We start from the raw sequence: 16022 nt of genomic DNA on the forward strand, positions 1-16022 counted from the left end.
ACGCAATAAGTGGGGCAATATCCATAGAAGTATGTGACTGCTCGACCCCGAACTGGAGAATTTGGTCGAAGACTGCCCAGTCGCTGTGAGTCGGGTCCAGATTCAGAGTTCGACGCGCCGACCTGTGTCGCCGGACTCGTAAATCGACATCATCGCCCGCACGTCGATGAATCCGTGTTCACCGTCAGGACCAATCTCCATGTCGGTCAGCACGCCGGTCGCGAAGTAGTCAAACTCCTCGACCATCTCCGACGGCTCCTTGACATCAACTACAGTTTCCTCGTCGCCGGCACGGACGGTAATCCGTCGGTCACCGTCGACTGCGAACGGCTGGTCGATCCGGATGCGCCCGTGGGTGCCGCTGACCTCGAAGTAGTTGTCGCCGGCGACCCGGTAGCCAGTGTCGCAGTGGGCGACCGGACCATCGGGGAACTCTATCGTGAATGCGCAGTACTCTTCGAGGCCATTGAATTCAGGGGGCCCCTCGACTGTCGTGGCCTGGACCGCAGTCGGGTCCGCGTTGAGGATGAATCGCGACGTGTTGAGCGGGTAGACGCCCAGGTCCATCAGCGGGCCTCCGCCCGCCAAGTCTGGATTCAGACGCCACTGATCCATCTCCTCGCCGGCCGAAACCAAGTTGTAGGAGAACGCACCCCGCGTGTGTACCGGATCGCCGATAACTCCGTCCTGTACCAGGTTACGGACGTACCGGACCGACCGAGCCGTATGCATCCGATAGGCAGTCATCAGTTCGACGCCGGCTTCCTCACAGACCCGGACACACCGCTCGGCTCGCTCGACGGTCGCTTCCAGCGGTTTCTCACAGAGGACGTCCTTGCCGAACTCTGCTGCCGTCTCGACGTGGGGGAGGTGGAGAGCGTTCGGCGTCACAACGTAGACAGCGTCGTAGGCGTCGACAGCTTCGCCGTCGGCGTAGTCGCCGTATGTCAAGGCGTGGTCAACGCCGCTTTCATCGGCGACCCGTTCGGCTTTCTCCCGGTCGCCGCTGACGACTGCGGTCGTCTCGCAATGCTTCGACTCCTCGATAGCTGGGATAGCGACGTCAGGTCCGAACCAGCCCAGGCCGATAACCGCGAAGCGGACCGGACCGCCCTTGACGGCTTTCTCCCAGTCACGCTCGATAAACTCGTTGGATAGTTCGACGTCCATACCACGACAATTGGCGTCTCCAATAAAAAGGTGGGCAGTAGCGGAGCGCACCGACCCATCTCTACATTCATGTACAACGTTCCTGGGAAGTAGATTGTTGATATCTTGTTGTGAGTTTCTCCGAGAGCGACAAACCGCTGTTTAAACTAGTGAGAGTATGGTTTGATGTTTCATTCGTGCACTGTATATACCTGGCAAACCGCAAGACAGACGCCGGACGGGTGGACCGAAGTCGGATTCGACGACGGGGACTCGCGTCCTGAAGTAGCAGTCGACGGGACGCGCTGGAACGACATTGGTGCTCTACCAGCGCCGGCAGTTCCCCGTGAAATTACCTTCTCGAGTGGGATACCCCGGGGATGGAGACGAGTCGGCGGACGTCTGAACAAATATAGTGCAACTGATAATAAATTCGAAAATCAATGTTTCGTAACTCTCGAAACGTAACTAGGCGCTACCGCATCGTTGAGGGTAGTGGCCTCATCACCGCGTCATTGTTTCTCACTGTTCCCGCGTAATCCGGTGTTCGAGCGGGTCGCTCGCTGCGAAACGTTCGACATCGTCGACTACGGCCGTCGCGAGCGACTGGCGGAATTGCGAGCCTCCGATATGCGAGGTAAGCAAGACGTTCTTGAGGCCGTGGAGTGGTTCTTTGTGATAAACGTCGAGCCTCGTCAGTTTGACGCTGACTAGGTCGGGCCCTCAACTACCCCAGTGACCTTGCCTTAGGCCGTATGTTGGTGCAAGTCGTCCGTCAATTCCTATGCAGATATCTGTGTGATATTCGACCCTATCAGCAGGCAACCTACGCATTGGCGTAATGCTGTAAGCTACGTCTTCAACTGTCCACAATATTTACGGTAATACCGGAACCATTCTTCACCCTATTCAATGTCTATTACACTATGAGACCGTAACTATGTCTCCGACCTACTTCTAGCTGTTTATGGTAATACCGGCATCGCTGGCCACCTATTTTGATGAATATTACAACTGTATTGTTGTAATATTATATTCCCCTGTCTAAATGTTGTATCAAGTTTTACGGTAGTGCCGGAATAAGACGGATAACGAACCTAGGTTGCCCGAGGAGTGCCCCCGGTAGAATGAAGCAATATCATGAGTCGGTGATCTGACGCGATACTTCGTCTCCTAATGCTGACTGTGACCTCGATGCGGCTACGAATCGGGCGACCAAGGCCGAGAGCGACGCCGACAGAACGCGGCTTCTGAAAGCTGAGTTCTCGCGTCTATCGCCGGCTCATATCAGGTCGTTCAAGAAGGACCCACCGGCCTCAATCGAGGCCGCTGGGTTCTCGGGATTGTCGTGCTCGTAGACGAACCACTCGACCCCTGCGTCGCGACCAGCCTCGAAACAGGTGGCCATGTCGACGTCGCCCTCGCCTATCTCGCGGAATCCCCGGTCCTCGTCGATCACCATGTCTTTCATGTGCAGGACGTCGGTCCGGTCGGCGTGCTCCTCGATCAGTTCAGTGGGGTCTGCGCCACCGACGAGTGCCCAGCCAACGTCAAGTTCGATCAGGACATCGTCGCCACTCTTGCGTATGAATCGCTCGAAGGCGTCCTCGTCGCCCAGATCAACGAACTCGTGGGCGTGGTTGTGGTAGTGGAGGTCCCAGCCGTGTTCGCCCATGGCATCGGCGAGTTCGGTGAGTCGCGCGGCAGTCTCGTCGACAGCCGCCGTCGATTCGAAGTGCTCTTCGCCGAGGTACGGAACGACCGCACCAGGCGCTCCGAGCGTCTCTCGGTAGTCGGCCAACGTCGCTTCGAGGTCGTCTTCGAGCTGTTCGATGCTGATATGCGCTGGCGCGACGGAGAGGCCCTTGTCCCGGATCCGCTCGGTTGCCTCCTCGGGCATCGCGTCCCGGAACCCGCCAGAGATCTGGACGCCGTCATACCCGGCGTCGTCGATTCGGTCGAGGATATCGAGCATCGGTTCGTCGAGCTCGCGCACACTGTAGAGGTTGATAGCTGTCTGGGCCATATGCGGTGCCTCTTCCGAGCGACTAAATAGCGTTTCGGTCCCAAAGGGTCTCCAGTAGATCTCCCGGTAGCTTTACTGGGTACGTAACTATGTGGCCTCGCCATCAGTTCCGGGTCACTCTGGGGAGAGGTCGCCATTTTTGACCATCTCGGAGAGAGCGTTTCCACCGTTCTCGAGCGGAAAGTCAATCCGCTCGGATTGCCGGGCCGACTCCCACGCCCCAAAGATGATCTCGGTTGCGCGCAGCGCCCGCTCGGCGGAGAGTACCGACTCCTCCTCCGTTGTCAGCGAGTCCATTACATGCTCGAGCGCAAGAGTGATGTCGTTGGCCGCCTCCATCGGTTCTTCCTCGACCCAGCCGCTCGTCACGTCACTTCGGTACCGAAGTGGCCCCACGTCATCCGGGTGCACCTCAATCACACCGTTCGTGCCGACCAGCCGGAGTTGACATCCCATCGCGTCGCTGCCCGTGTCGCTCCCGGTCCCGGCGAACGCGTGGACGCCGTTGTCGTAGCCCCAGAGCGCGACTGCCTGATTCTCGTTGTGCACACCGTAGCGGACGTTCTCGTCGTCGTAATGGAGCTGCGCGAGGACCCAGTCGGCACCCCGTTCTCCGTTGAACCCGTTCGCCAGATCGATGAGGTGGGAGCCGAAGTCGTACAGGTTCTTTCCGCCGACGCCGATCCGCGTCAGGTCGCCGATCTCGCCGTCGTCGAGCAGGTCACCCGCACGTTGCCACTCCGGCGCGAGTCGTCGCTGGTGGTTAAACGTCAGCTGGATGCCCGTTTCATCCGCGACATCCGCCATGCGCTGGCTGTCGGCCCACGTGTCGGCCATGGGCTTCTCGCAGTGAACTGCCTGCGGGATACCGGTCTCCAGCGTCGACACGACGAGGTCCGCATGGGTCGGGACCGGCGTGCAGATACTGACGACATCTGGTTCGACCGCTCGCAGTATCTCCTCGTGGTCCTCGAATACGTTCTCGTCGGGAATTTCGAACTCGTCAGCGAACGCCTCGGCGTTCTCTCGGACGATGTCACAGCAGGCGACCAAGTCGCTCCGGTCGAGTTCTCGATAGCCATTCCCGTGGCGGTACGCCATCGCTGCACTCTCGCCCCAAACGATATTGTCTGGTTCCGGACCCGTGCCTATCACTGCGGCTGTATATTGGCTCATACGTATGTATGTCTGGCTTTCCCCATTTGAAAATTGTGTCGCTCGAGTCTTTTTTCTGGGGTCACAGCCTGGGACCTCGAGTGAGTTCCCGTGACAAAACGGGTTCTTCTTTATGTTAATTATTCTATCGATAATGCTCGGATGACTTGGCGGCGGTTCGTCACGGACTCTTCCTCCGCCGTGTTCGTCGACGTGCGGTCGACCGTCGACTCTTCCGGCTGGGGGCAACCTCGCCAATAAGCCGACCGTGAAAATCAGGGTAGTGACGCGACGTCACCGGTCTCGGGGCGGGCGTCCAGAAGGGCCTCGTTTGGCGCATCTCTGAGACCGAAACGCTATCTATCTTTGTACTCGTCAGTGAAACCCACCCAATCTAAGATGTGCAATTCGACGGTCAAGGTGACGAACGCCACCGATAGTCCCGAAACCGAGGTCGTCCAGTTCTATACGAGCCCCGAGTTGCCGAACGTCGCGCGGCCCGTTCAGGGGTTGAAAGGCTTCCAGCGCAACGATATCGATGGCGACGAATCAGAACGCATCACGTTCGATCCGTCGAGGCCACAGCTGGCGTACCACGATAGAGACGCAATTTAACGGTCGAAACGGGAGACCGTATCAGCTCTGCATCGACCGGTCTGCGGTCGACATTGTGGGGACTGCGGCACTGACGGTTTCCAGCATCGGACAGGTCTCCCAAAGCGGTCGATACCGCCTGACCAACTCAACCGTGGAGAACACCCGAAAGACGGTCCCTACATGTTCTGTGGATTCAACAGAGCCCTCTTGTTAGAATCGGTTCACACCTCAAAAAGTCAATATTTAAGTCCCGGTCTCCCGACGATTCACCATGCATGACAATCTCTGTTAAATCAGCGAGGGTTGCAGTCACTCATCTCCAGACCCGCATGCCCTTCTCGTTTGGTTCGGTGACGATTGAGGCGCTCCCGCACGTTCTCGTCAAGTTGTGTGTCGAAGTGGACGGAGAAACGGTGGTTGGCATGTCGGCAGACCACGCTGTCCCGAAGTGGTTTGAGAAAGATCCGGAAATTACGGTAGCGGATGATATTGAAAGGTTGTTCTCCGCTATACAGCAGGCGTGTAATCTTTCTCAAGAGGTGTCAGCCGAGACGCCTTTCGAATTTTGGCGTCGTGTCCACGATTCCCAGATGGACTGGGCTGAACGTCAAGTCGTCCCATCGCTCGTCGCTACTTTTGGTGTGAGTTTCATCGAGCGCGCTGTGATTGACGCTGTCTGCAGATACGAGAATACGACCTTTAGTGAGGCAGTTCGTGATGGGACTTTCGGCATTAAACCCGGTGCAGTGTATGAGGCGGCCGAAGGAATGGACCCTTTAGACTCGCTCCCAGAAACGCCGAACCAGTCGGTGGCAGTCCGGCATACTGTGGGCCACGACGACCCGCTCACTGCCGACGAAGTCGACGATTCGATCGACGACGGGCTTCCTGAGACGCTTGCCGACTACGTCCGTGAAGACGGCGTCCGTTATTTTAAGTGTAAGCTCTGCGGTGACGTTATCGAGGACCGCAAGCGTCTGGCAGCCATCGCTGAGGTCCTTGACGACGCACTCGACGACTATGGCGCCACTCTCGATGCAAATGAACAGTACGAGTCGATCGGATCGCTTGAAGAACTCTGGCGTGAACTCGACTCGTCACCAACCCTCGACAGGTTCGTTGAGAATCTGATCTGCATCGAGCAGCCTCTCGACCGGAAGATTGCGCTCTCGGCAGAGGCAGGTGAGATGCTTGACTCGTGGGAGGGCCCACCCATCATTATCGACGAATCCGACGGCAAGATGGGCGCATTCGGCGAAGCAGTCGAACTTGGATACGGCGGTGCGAGCGTCAAGAGTTGTAAGGGCGTTTTTGAGGCGATAGTCAATGCCTGTCTCGTCGACCATTTGAACGAACAGGACGATCGGCGATACTTACTTACCGCTGAGGACTTGACCACTATTGGCCCAGTCTCCCTTCAGCAGGACCTTGCGCTCGTGGCCACCCTCGGACTCAACCATGTCGAGCGCAACGGTCATCACTATTTCCGGGGGCTCGACATGCTGCCCAAAACCCTGCAGAACAAGGTAATCGCGAGTCACGATGGTCTCTACCACCGTCACGAACAGAGGTTCCCCTCGCTGGATATCAACGATGGATACCTCGTGCTCAAGAGTGTTCTTGATGCTCCCTATGGCACGCCCATCCAACCAAACCTCGGTGACTTCACGCCAATAGAGGAATGGAGTGTTGACAAACTCGGCCTGTGAACGAACCTTGTTCAGTTAACACGGAGAGTCGAGGGGCGAGAATTTACCCTGATGGTCCGAGAGAAAGAGTTGAAATGCATCTGCATCGCGAATGGGGTTGAGAACAGTGGTTCAACCTTGACGCGGATCCGAACGAACAGGACCAACTGATAGACGAGCACCCCTCATCGCACGCCGGTTACGGGAACGTCGGCCAGTCCTAGGTCGTCCAGCGCATTCAAGATCCGCCCTAACTGTCGCTCAATAATCGTCTTAAAGGCGCAATACCGGGATACGGTCCCTGACCAGGCACGCCCGGTGCAGGAACTCGTCAGCTTCGAGCGCGTCCACCTTGAGGCGGACGAGACGACACAGGTCAGCTTCGCAGTCGCTGCCGACCAACTCGTCTATCACGGCCGTGACGTGGACCACGGGGTCGAAGAAGAGCCCTACGAGTTCCGCATCGGCCACTTGGCGGCCGATATCACCTCAACGGCACCGCTCACGATCACGAGACGAAAGAAGTGCCGTCGAACGGTCGGACCTACTTCAGCGAAACAGCCGTCACTACATGGATAGGGTCTCGTGACCGGTTCTTTGCTGGTTCTGGTTTCGTATTTTCGAGTCTTTCTGTGTTTGACGACGATGGGGTGCAATGTACGGTTGGCTTGGTGCCGTCGGTTCGTGTCGGCGTTCGCCGATGCTGTCGCGGCGCTCAGACGACAACCGTGTCGTTGACGAGTTGGCCGATGTTGTCGATGTCGATGGCGACGCGGTCACCCTCCTTGAGCGTGAAGGTCTCAGGCGGGACAAGCGCCGTGCCCGTGAGCAACACGAGCGTTTCGGGGAGGTTGTTGTGTTGGCAGAGATAATCGACCAGTTTCTCACAGGAAGTCGCCATCTCGCTCGTGGAAGTCGAGACCCCGTTAGACGACTTTCCCGTCACGCTCGATGGTGAGTGACATTGTGAGGTCGTTCGGGTCTTCGACGAATTCGGGGTAGAGACGCAGGGACCAGTCGAACAGCAGCGGTCGTATACCTTCGATTGCGGGAGATACCGCGGGTTCTTGCCCTCGATGTCGCGACTGGACACGTCGTTGCCGATAGTGTAGCCAACGACTTCGCCACGGTGGAGAACGATGCCTAATTCGGGCTCGGGCACGTCCCAGCTAGAGTCACCGCGGACGGCGAAACGGCGTTCAGAAGACGAGCAGACTGGCCTACTCATCGTAGGCAACGACGCTCTCCACACCGTCTTTGGTAATTCGCACCTGTTGGTTGGCCGTGACGTCCTCGTAGGTACGGCCAGTCCTGCCGGGCCAGGTGACGGTCAGATTGACCTGTTCGCGGTTCCCGAGGCCGAGGAGGGTGGCGCAATTCTCCTATGAAAGGAAGTCCGACCGCACGGTATACTGAATCGTCGTTGGCTCGCCAAGCGTCGATGCCGAAGATCTCTGCCCCGTAGACGATGAAGCCGGCGCCGTCAACGATGACAACGTAGCGGTAGTAGTCGGGCGTTACGAGCCCGCGACCGTCATGTTTAGTCAGGTAACGCTCCGAGGCCCCGGGGTTCCGGAAGACCTCACTCTCGCGCTTGAACGCCCGTCGTCGTTGTGTGACAGCACCGGCTCGGCGTGCGAACGAGCCGCCGGTGTTGCGGAACAGCGAACCGCTCGACGGTGCGGTCGCCAAACGCGAGAATCACCCACAGCACTGAGACCGTGCTCCAAACACCCGCCTGCGCTGTCCGCTTGCTGGGCAATAGCTTTACCCACCGAGACATCGACAAGCTATTACTACCCACGCTGGTATAGTTTACATTATGACACGGTACACCCCAAATCGCGTGGACGATACACTCTTTCTCATCAGCGAAGACGACGGCGACCGACTTGAGGTCGGGACCGTCGACGATATCGTCGACGCCGTCGGCGGCGAGACGTACGTCATCGAATACGACGACAAACAGCGGACCCAGCCGTGGCTCCAGACGGACGACAACGTGCTCGAGATTGACGTACGTGAGGCGATGATGACCCTGCCACACACCGGAGAGACGGTCGCGGAACTTATCGACTACGACATGTCGACGGACAGGTACGGCCTGCCGACCCGGACGTATAATTTCGCCAACCAACTGGTCGACATTCTCGAACGACAAGGCAGTTCCTAGAGCGTCGACAGCGTGGAACTGTCGTCGTTTCTCCGACCGATCACAGCGAGTCGAGTGTCACTTCGATCCCCGTCTCGACGGTCTCCTAGATGGCGGCGAGTGCCCACATATCGACGAGCGCGTGGTCGCTGTCGGGCGTCAGCGTCTCTTCTCACAGCACGTAGTCCGCAAAATAGTCGAACTCCTCTGTCATCTCATCGGCGGATACATGGCGACGGCTATCGTCAAGTTCGACCTCACGCCCGTCGAGCGTCCGGTAAATCAATGTCTGTGACGATTCGCCGAGGGACGTCGGTTCGAGGTGGATCTCACTCTCGGTGCCGACCAGTCGGAGATGGCCCGAGAGATACGAGTCTTGGCTGGCGGTACAGGCGGCGTAGGTGCCGTCGTCGAACTGAATGGTGAAGGTGGCATGCTGGTCAGGGAGCTTCCGGAATGCCTCGTCTTCGGAGTGCATCTGGACGGTCACGCTCACCGGGTCAGCCCCGAAGACAAACCGCATGGTGTTGAGCAGGTAGATGCTGAGGTCCATCACGGTCGCGCTGTAGCCCGTGAGATCGGGGTTCAGCTGCTACTGGTCGGTGTCGCGGAGACGACGTCGATCATCTCCTGGTTCATGTGGCCGTGGACGGTCACCGGATCACCGATCGTACCCTCGGTGATGAGGTCCCGCATCAGTCGAACCTGCGGGTCGGTGTGCATCCGATAGATGACTATCAGCGGTACGTCTTCGGTCGTGTCGACGAATTCCTCGGCACGTTCGAGTGTCGCCTCAACGGGTTTCTCACACAGGACGGCGTTACCGTGTTCGGCGGCTGCGGCCGCGTAGGGGAGATGTAGTGCGTTGGGTGTGCAGATGTAGACGGCGTCGTACTCGCCGGGTGCCTCGGCCTCAACGACCTCGTCGTAGGCGACCCCGGTGTGATTGCCGGTGTAGCCGTCACAGTCTTACCGGCCTTCTCGTGGCCCGAGACGGTGACTGTCGCTTCACAGAACTCCGAGGCCTGAATGACTGGAATTACCTGTTGGAGGGACCACCAGCCGAGGCCGACGATGGCGAGCCTGACCGTTCCGAAGTCCAGTGTTTCTCAGCCACAGGCGCGAACACTCTGTAGTAGGTGATCAAATGACATATATCGAGAGTCCTCGGTGACCGGCAAAAGTGTAGTGGACAGGGCGGAAACCGACAACCACGTTCGTCGTTGAGGCCCGCAGATTTGATCGGCGTCGCAGCGGTAGGTAGTAAAGCGAGAACCAACTACGTAAACGGAGAGTGGATTTCCTCGGAGACCGGCGACACCATCGACGTCGAGAACCGCCGCTGACGCGGCCGACGCGGTTGACGCCGCTGTCGCTTCGCACGATGACTGGGCGACGACTCCCCGACCGGAACGAGGCCGAATCCTCCGGGAGACAGGTACCCTCCTCCAAGAGCGGAAAGACGAGCTGACCGACCTACTGGTCGCCGAAGAGGGGAAAGCCCGTCCCGAGGCGGCCGGTGAAGTCCAGCACGCCATCGACATCTTCCACTGCTTCGCCGTAAAGGCCGCCGACCTCGGTGGGACAATGAAGTCTCCCAGTAGCCGACAAAAGAACCCCTACATCCGCCAAGAGCCAGTCGGCGTCGCAGTCCTCCGGTGTCGTCCTCGATGTCGCCGAGGCGTTGGACGAGGCGGGTCTTCCTGACGGCGTGTTCAACGCAGTGACCGGCCCCGGCAGCGAAGTCGGCTCCGAGCTCATCAAGAACGAGGGTACTGACGCCGTCTCCTTCACCGGTAGCAGCCACGTCGGCGAGATGGTCTACGAGCATGCCACAGACGTGGGCAAGCGCGTTCAGACCGAGATCGGCGGGAAGAACCCAACGCTCGTCACCAACTCGGCTGACCCCACGAGGTGGCCGATATCGTCGCCCCCGGTGGCTTTGGGATGACAGGCCAGTCATGTACGGGCTGCTTCCGCGCCATCGTCCACGAGGGCATCTACGATGACTTCGTCGCGGAGCTCGTCGACTGCGCGGCGTCCATTGACGTTGGCCCCGGTAACGACCACGAGATGGGTCCGCGGGCCAGCGAGAGCGAACCCCAGGGGACGCTCGACTACATCGAAATCTCCCTAGACGAGGGCGCGACACTCGTCGCGAGCGGTGGCCAGCCCGAGGGTGAAGCGGTCGAAGAGGGCTACTTCATCGAACCGACCGTCTTCACCGACGTCGAAAGCGACATGCGCATCGCGCAGGAGGTGGTCTTCGGGCCGGTCGTTGCTGTGCTGAACGTGAGCGACTTCGAGGGGGGTCTCGCCGTCGCCAACGACGTCCCCTATGGTCTCTCGGCCAGCGTCGTCACTGACGATTACACCGAGGCCAACCGCTCCGTCGACGAGGCGGAAGCCGGTGTGGTGAAAGTCAACGAGAAGACGACTGGCCTCGAACTGCACGTCCCGTTCGGCGGCTTCAAGCGCTCCTCTTCGGAGACGTGGCGCGAACAGGGGGCACCGGCCTCGACTTCTACACGATCGAGGAGACCGTCTACGACAACTACTGAGCTACTGTTTAGTGTGCGAAGCACGAACGACGTACCACCTCGTCGGTGACAGTCCCTCGCCGACCGCACCTGGGGTCACCCCACCACGGTTTCTACACTAGATTCCTTTCGCAACGTCGGCTTGTGTGAATCAACCTAGTAGTTATAACATGGGCTGCCGTACACAAGAACATGGACGACGCACTCGTCGTATTAGAGGATAGAGACGGCTGTGCCGACCTGCTCCGTGAGGCAGCCATGTACGCGAAAGGCACAGACAGTAAACTCGTGCTCTATTCGCCGTTGACCACCGACCAGTACGAAGAGACCGCCGAGACGCTCAACGAGATTGGGCGTGTGGAGAACCGACAGTACAGCGACGACCAAGCGCTTGGTGTCGCGTTCCAGTTCGCACGTGAACTCGCGAACAACGCGCTGGCTGACATCGACGTCGAGTGGTCCGTCGTCTCCGACATAGTTGAGGAGCGCTCGGCCGAGCACATTATCGACGTCGCCGAAGAGTACCACTGTAATCACGTCTTCACCCTCGGCAGCCCGCGGTCACCCACGGGAAAGGCCGTCTTCGGTGATGCGACTCAGCAGCTCATCCTCAACTTCTGGGGCTATGTGACGACGAAGATGGGTTAGCCACCGGTTCAACCTATTTGCCACCCCTTTCCAAAGCTACTGGTACGGATTTGACGTTGATGCTGCCACCACAGTCGGACTGCCGGTGGACTATTGCCAGACAGCTTGGTTTCTCAACCACGGTTGTCCGATTCTAGGGCGAGGATGAGTGGTGTTGTGCGGGTGATGTAGTCGAGGAGGCACCCGTGGCGTACTCTCCCACAAGTTCTAGTGCTGAGCGCCGAGTTGATACTTTACCACGAGCCAGACCATTGATTAGTTTGTTATTTTTCAACATATCTTGGATTTGAATCTTTTTCGCATAGTCGTCGATTTTATGGGTCCCTGAAAAGTGAATCAGGCACATCCCGTGATGCCTATGCGTCATAGTGATCGATTACGAGCCTTCTTGAGACTCGTCGAGCGGACGTCGTTTCTCAGGCGAGTTTATTGGAGGCCCGTTTCGGCCAGTGTAGAAAAAGAGTTTTGTTGTGCTCTGTCGATTCGCAGTTAATGTCGTTGATTACTCGCTCGACGTTAGATGCAAACTTCCCCAGATACGACGCTTTCGGGTCCGAAGTTCCGGCGTGGTGTGTCACCCCTGAGGAAACTGGATTCATTCATCGCTTTTTCGAGACGTCGCCGATTAGTCCGTCCGGTCGATATCTCGCAGTTACTAAACTCCCGGTCGAAGACCGCCTCCCTAAACCAGGTGAAGCCGCCAGAATTGCAGTTGTAGACCTGATGACTGGTGAGCGCGAAGCGGTTGCGACGACTTCCGGATGGGACACTCAGATGGGTGCGCACGTCCACTGGGGGAAAGACGACGCCGAACTATATTTCAACGATCTCGACACGGCCAAGTGGGAACCATACGGTGTACAACTAGACCTCACGACGGGGACTCGACGGGAACTCTGCGGAACGGTTTACGATGTTTCGTCTAACGGCGACCGCCTAGCAAGCCCCGATTTATTGAAAACAAGGACGACACAGGCAGGATACGGCTCAATCGTCCCGGATGAGGTAATCCCTCGAAATGACGGGACGCCAGACGACGACGGCCTCTTTGTTACTGATACAGAGACAGGTGAGACAGAGCTGGTCGTCTCCATTGCGAAAATCGTCGACGAACTCGATATCGACTGTTCGAATCACGGGCCAGGCGACTACTACGGTTGGCACACGATGTGGTGTCCCGGCGCGGATCACCTCCTGTTTCATCTACGTTACTGGCCAGAAACTGGTGACTGGACCCGCTGGGTGTCAAATCTGATCTCGGTGCGAGCGGACGGGTCGGATATCCAACTTGCGATGCCATCTGAACCCTGGCAACGAGGTGGCCACCATCATCGCTGGTCGCCAGACGGAACGCGTGTCACGATGAACCTCTCCCCTGCCGAGGGCGAACCAATCCGGTTTGTCTCATTCAACCCCGACGGTAGCGACCTCCGCGTACTTGCTGACGACATCGTCGGCTCTGGGCACCCATCGCTCCACCCGGACGGCCGGTCGCTCATTACTGATGCCTATCCTTGGGAAGATATGGCGTACGACGATGGAACCGTGCCAATCCGGTTCGTCGACGTCGAAGCGGGAACCGAACGCAACGCCCTCCGTATCCCGACGACACCGGTGTACACGGGCGAAGGCGACAAACGGATGCGCGTTGACCCCCACCCTGCTTGGGGACCAGACTACAGGTTTGTTGTCTTCAATGCTTGTCCCGACGGGCACCGAAAGGTATTCGTCGCTGACTTCGGTGATCTTGTCGGCGACTCCTCGATTTGAATCGGGGGTCCTACCACCTAGTGGTCCGATTCTTCGGCTCTGGTGAATCACCAGACTGCGGTGGATTCGGTCGTTAATTCGAAGGAGTTGAAGCGAAAGACTGTCGATGCCTATGTCGAAGATCTTCCGCTTCACGACAAAAGCGGTCACGTTGGCTAAAAATGTTGTTGGTGACCGAGGTGAAGTCGCCGCCCCCGAAGAGGGTGGCGGCTTCGCCGACTACGCTCTCGTTTCGCTGCACTATCTGCGGATTTACCTCGATGAGTCGTACCGCAACGCCCTCGATCTGCTGAGCGAAATGCCGCATATTTGTGGGGAGATCGGCCTCAAAGAGGGCGATCTCCCAGATCACTCGACGCTCGTTAAGGAATTTGACAGGTTTCAGATGAAGGTCTGGCGAGTGCTGCGCCTGTCGACGCAACTGCACGACCTCTCAGGTCACGCTGCCATTGATGCCACGTTTTTCGACCGCGAAAACGCTAGCAAGCACTACTGCCGCCGCACGAATTATCGCGTTCAGACGCTCAAAGCGACGGCTCTCGTCGATACGCAAACCCAACTGTTCTCGACGTTCATTGTACGACCGAGAAAACCAAGACACACAACTCGGCTGGCAGGTCGCCTCCCGCAACGAAGGCGACCTGCACAGCCTCACCGCCGACAAAGGCTACGACTGGATGCAGTTACGCGAAGAAGGTGTGAGACCGCTGATTAAACATCGCATCTTCCGGCCCATCGACCACGCGCATAACGCGCGGATCGATGAGCCTCGATATCGCCAGAGATCGATGTGTGAGACCGTCTTCTCGTCGATTAAGCACACGCACGGCGACGCCGTGCGTGCGCGAGAACGTGGTACCTGGTATCGTGAATTTCGTGAACTCGTCTTGAAATGTGTCGTTCATAATATCAAGCGTGCCGCAACATAGACAAGTCAACCGCTGTATGGCGATTCACCAGAGCCGTTCATCCCTTAACTAGACGGTGCCGACGTGGCCGTCTCATCAAGCGAACCATTAACTATGGGCCCAAACAATGTGCCACTCATGAAAATCCAAGATGTTCGGCTTTACCTCATTGATGACCAGGTCGGTGGCAAATCAGACGACTGGCGAACGGAAGCGACCGTTGCCAATCCGATGTCAGAGTTCGAAGCCTATGGGGAACAACGCTCCTCATGGATGGGTCCCGGCAACGATCCTTTCGCCATTGAAATCACGGCGGATGACGGTACAACCGGCATCGCAGTAAACTCGGCTGGCGGGCCGCCTGCGTGCGAAGTAATCAATGGCCATTTCCGTCAGTTCATCGAAGGCTCGGATGCCTTCGACAGACGGAAAATCTGGGAGCAGATGTACCGTTCACAACTTCCCTACGGACAACGCGGCGTATCAATGATCGCGTTGAGTGCCGTTGACCTCGCGCTGTGGGACCTCGCTGGCAATCTAACAGGGCAACCGGTCTATAACCTACTCGGTGGAAAAGTCAAATCAGAGGTTCCCTGTTACCTTACTGCCCACGAGTCAATCTTGGATCGCGTCTCAGACGAACAATTTTTTGGACTGAAACTGGCTGCCCCCTATGGACCCGCAGACGGCTACGCCGAGGGGCTTGCCCGTACTGAGTCGATGGTTGCCAGCGCACGAGACGCCATCGGCGACGAGCGTGATCTAATGCTAGACTGCTACATGGCTTGGGACAAGGAATTCACGGTCAGGGCCGCAGACAGACTTCGAGGGTATGATATCAAGTGGTTCGAAGATGCACTTCATCCCGAATGTGTAGACCAGTACGCCGACATTCGCGAACGGGTTGGACCCATTCAGCTTGCCGCGGGAAACATGGAGTTTGGTCATAAGGCATTCCACCAATTGCTTCACAACGGGGCTGCAGACATACTGCAACCAGATCTACGTTGGACCGGGGGACTAACCGAGGTGCAACGGATTGCAGAGATGGCTAAACCGTATGGCGTTCCGGTCGTTCCGCATGCGCCTTCAATCTACAGTTACCACTACGCCATAGCGAATCCAAACGCACCCTACGCGGAGTTCCTAGGGGTGTTCGAAGGTGACAGACTCACTGCACCCGATACACCTGTCGTCGGTGAGCCGGAACCAGTTGACGGATACGTTGAACTTGATGATGCTCCTGGGTTCGGAGTTGATCTTGACCGGGACCGGTTACTGCCCTACTCCGTGTAGAGGCCAATAACAGATCGACACAACCAACACAGAAGGCGTACAGCCGCCAGAGTAATTGTGAAGCAGAACTCCAAGATTTAATATTCCTTAGTG

Annotated in this window: 12 protein-coding genes and 3 pseudogenes; 9 read left to right on the forward strand and 6 right to left on the reverse strand. The window is 57.8% G+C overall.

What is annotated here, in order from left to right:
* Nucleotides 1-102 precede the first annotated feature (102 nt).
* The 3 genes from gfo6 to C5C07_RS17410 all read right to left on the reverse strand — a co-directional run bounded on the left by gfo6 (nt 103) and on the right by C5C07_RS17410 (nt 4351).
* Nucleotides 103-1170, reverse strand: a complete 1068-nt coding sequence (gfo6, locus tag C5C07_RS17400; protein WP_115805686.1) for a D-xylose 1-dehydrogenase Gfo6 — start codon at nt 1168-1170, stop codon at nt 103-105.
* Between the two features lie 1261 nt (nt 1171-2431).
* Nucleotides 2432-3175, reverse strand: coding sequence for a sugar phosphate isomerase/epimerase (locus C5C07_RS17405; protein ID WP_115805687.1), 744 nt, complete (start codon nt 3173-3175; stop codon nt 2432-2434).
* A gap of 114 nt (nt 3176-3289) precedes the next feature.
* A complete protein-coding gene (locus tag C5C07_RS17410) occupies nt 3290-4351 on the reverse strand; it encodes a Gfo/Idh/MocA family protein (protein WP_115805688.1) in 1062 nt (353 codons plus the stop codon).
* Between the two features lie 399 nt (nt 4352-4750).
* On the opposite strand from C5C07_RS17410, the gene C5C07_RS17415 reads away from it, so the two are divergent.
* From C5C07_RS17415 to C5C07_RS17425, 3 genes are all read left to right on the forward strand, one after another.
* Complete coding sequence (locus tag C5C07_RS17415) at nt 4751-4945, forward strand: fibronectin type III-like domain-contianing protein (protein ID WP_158546599.1); 195 nt, start codon at nt 4751-4753, stop codon at nt 4943-4945.
* 257 nt (nt 4946-5202) lie between these two features.
* Nucleotides 5203-6636, forward strand: a complete 1434-nt coding sequence (locus C5C07_RS17420) for a hypothetical protein (protein WP_115805690.1) — start codon at nt 5203-5205, stop codon at nt 6634-6636.
* Between the two features lie 297 nt (nt 6637-6933).
* Complete coding sequence (locus tag C5C07_RS17425; RefSeq protein ID WP_199522757.1) at nt 6934-7194, forward strand: fibronectin type III-like domain-contianing protein; 261 nt, start codon at nt 6934-6936, stop codon at nt 7192-7194.
* A gap of 136 nt (nt 7195-7330) precedes the next feature.
* On the opposite strand, the gene C5C07_RS17430 is transcribed toward C5C07_RS17425, so the two are convergent.
* Nucleotides 7331-7843: a fumarylacetoacetate hydrolase family protein gene (locus C5C07_RS17430; RefSeq protein ID WP_115805691.1), complete on the reverse strand. Its 513-nt coding sequence runs from the start codon at nt 7841-7843 to the stop codon at nt 7331-7333.
* 618 nt (nt 7844-8461) lie between these two features.
* Here C5C07_RS17430 and C5C07_RS17435 point away from each other — a divergent pair.
* Nucleotides 8462-8788 (forward strand): hypothetical protein, encoded by a 327-nt coding sequence (locus C5C07_RS17435; RefSeq protein WP_233510436.1) that lies wholly within the window; start codon nt 8462-8464, stop codon nt 8786-8788.
* A 151-nt stretch (nt 8789-8939) separates the two neighbouring features.
* On the opposite strand, the gene C5C07_RS21940 is transcribed toward C5C07_RS17435, so the two are convergent.
* Both C5C07_RS21940 and C5C07_RS21945 read right to left on the reverse strand, forming a co-directional pair.
* A complete protein-coding gene (locus tag C5C07_RS21940) occupies nt 8940-9320 on the reverse strand; it encodes a Gfo/Idh/MocA family oxidoreductase (protein WP_233510437.1) in 381 nt (126 codons plus the stop codon).
* A 239-nt stretch (nt 9321-9559) separates the two neighbouring features.
* Nucleotides 9560-9646, reverse strand: a pseudogene (locus tag C5C07_RS21945) (Gfo/Idh/MocA family oxidoreductase); the annotation flags it as partial.
* A 362-nt stretch (nt 9647-10008) separates the two neighbouring features.
* Between C5C07_RS21945 and C5C07_RS22435 the strand changes: the two are divergent.
* The 5 genes and pseudogenes from C5C07_RS22435 to C5C07_RS17465 all read left to right on the forward strand — a co-directional run bounded on the left by C5C07_RS22435 (nt 10009) and on the right by C5C07_RS17465 (nt 15929).
* Nucleotides 10009-11328 (forward strand): annotated as a pseudogene (locus C5C07_RS22435) (aldehyde dehydrogenase family protein).
* A 171-nt stretch (nt 11329-11499) separates the two neighbouring features.
* Entirely contained in the window at nt 11500-11955 is a 456-nt protein-coding gene (locus C5C07_RS17450) for a universal stress protein (protein WP_115805693.1), read from the forward strand.
* A 492-nt stretch (nt 11956-12447) separates the two neighbouring features.
* Nucleotides 12448-13725, forward strand: a complete 1278-nt coding sequence (locus C5C07_RS17455; protein ID WP_147302041.1) for a hypothetical protein — start codon at nt 12448-12450, stop codon at nt 13723-13725.
* Nucleotides 13726-13837: 112 nt separating this feature from the next.
* Nucleotides 13838-14654, forward strand: a pseudogene (locus tag C5C07_RS17460) (IS5 family transposase).
* A 117-nt stretch (nt 14655-14771) separates the two neighbouring features.
* A complete protein-coding gene (locus tag C5C07_RS17465; RefSeq protein WP_158546601.1) occupies nt 14772-15929 on the forward strand; it encodes an enolase C-terminal domain-like protein in 1158 nt (385 codons plus the stop codon).
* The last annotated feature ends 93 nt before the right edge of the window (nt 15930-16022 follow it).

Source organism: Haloferax sp. Atlit-4N (assembly GCF_003383025.1).
GTDB lineage: Archaea > Halobacteriota > Halobacteria > Halobacteriales > Haloferacaceae > Haloferax > Haloferax gibbonsii.

Coding starts and splice junctions, on each gene's coding strand:
- gfo6 (WP_115805686.1), bottom strand. CDS start 1,170: ATGGACGTCGAACTATCCAACGAGTTTATCGAGCGTGACTGGGAGAAA.
- C5C07_RS17405 (WP_115805687.1), bottom strand. CDS start 3,175: ATGGCCCAGACAGCTATCAACCTCTACAGTGTGCGCGAGCTCGACGAA.
- C5C07_RS17410 (WP_115805688.1), bottom strand. CDS start 4,351: ATGAGCCAATATACAGCCGCAGTGATAGGCACGGGTCCGGAACCAGAC.
- C5C07_RS17420 (WP_115805690.1), top strand. CDS start 5,203: ATGACAATCTCTGTTAAATCAGCGAGGGTTGCAGTCACTCATCTCCAG.
- C5C07_RS17430 (WP_115805691.1), bottom strand. CDS start 7,843: ATGAGTAGGCCAGTCTGCTCGTCTTCTGAACGCCGTTTCGCCGTCCGC.
- C5C07_RS21940 (WP_233510437.1), bottom strand. CDS start 9,320: ATGGACCTCAGCATCTACCTGCTCAACACCATGCGGTTTGTCTTCGGG.
- C5C07_RS17450 (WP_115805693.1), top strand. CDS start 11,500: ATGGACGACGCACTCGTCGTATTAGAGGATAGAGACGGCTGTGCCGAC.
- C5C07_RS17455 (WP_147302041.1), top strand. CDS start 12,448: ATGTCGTTGATTACTCGCTCGACGTTAGATGCAAACTTCCCCAGATAC.
- C5C07_RS17465 (WP_158546601.1), top strand. CDS start 14,772: ATGAAAATCCAAGATGTTCGGCTTTACCTCATTGATGACCAGGTCGGT.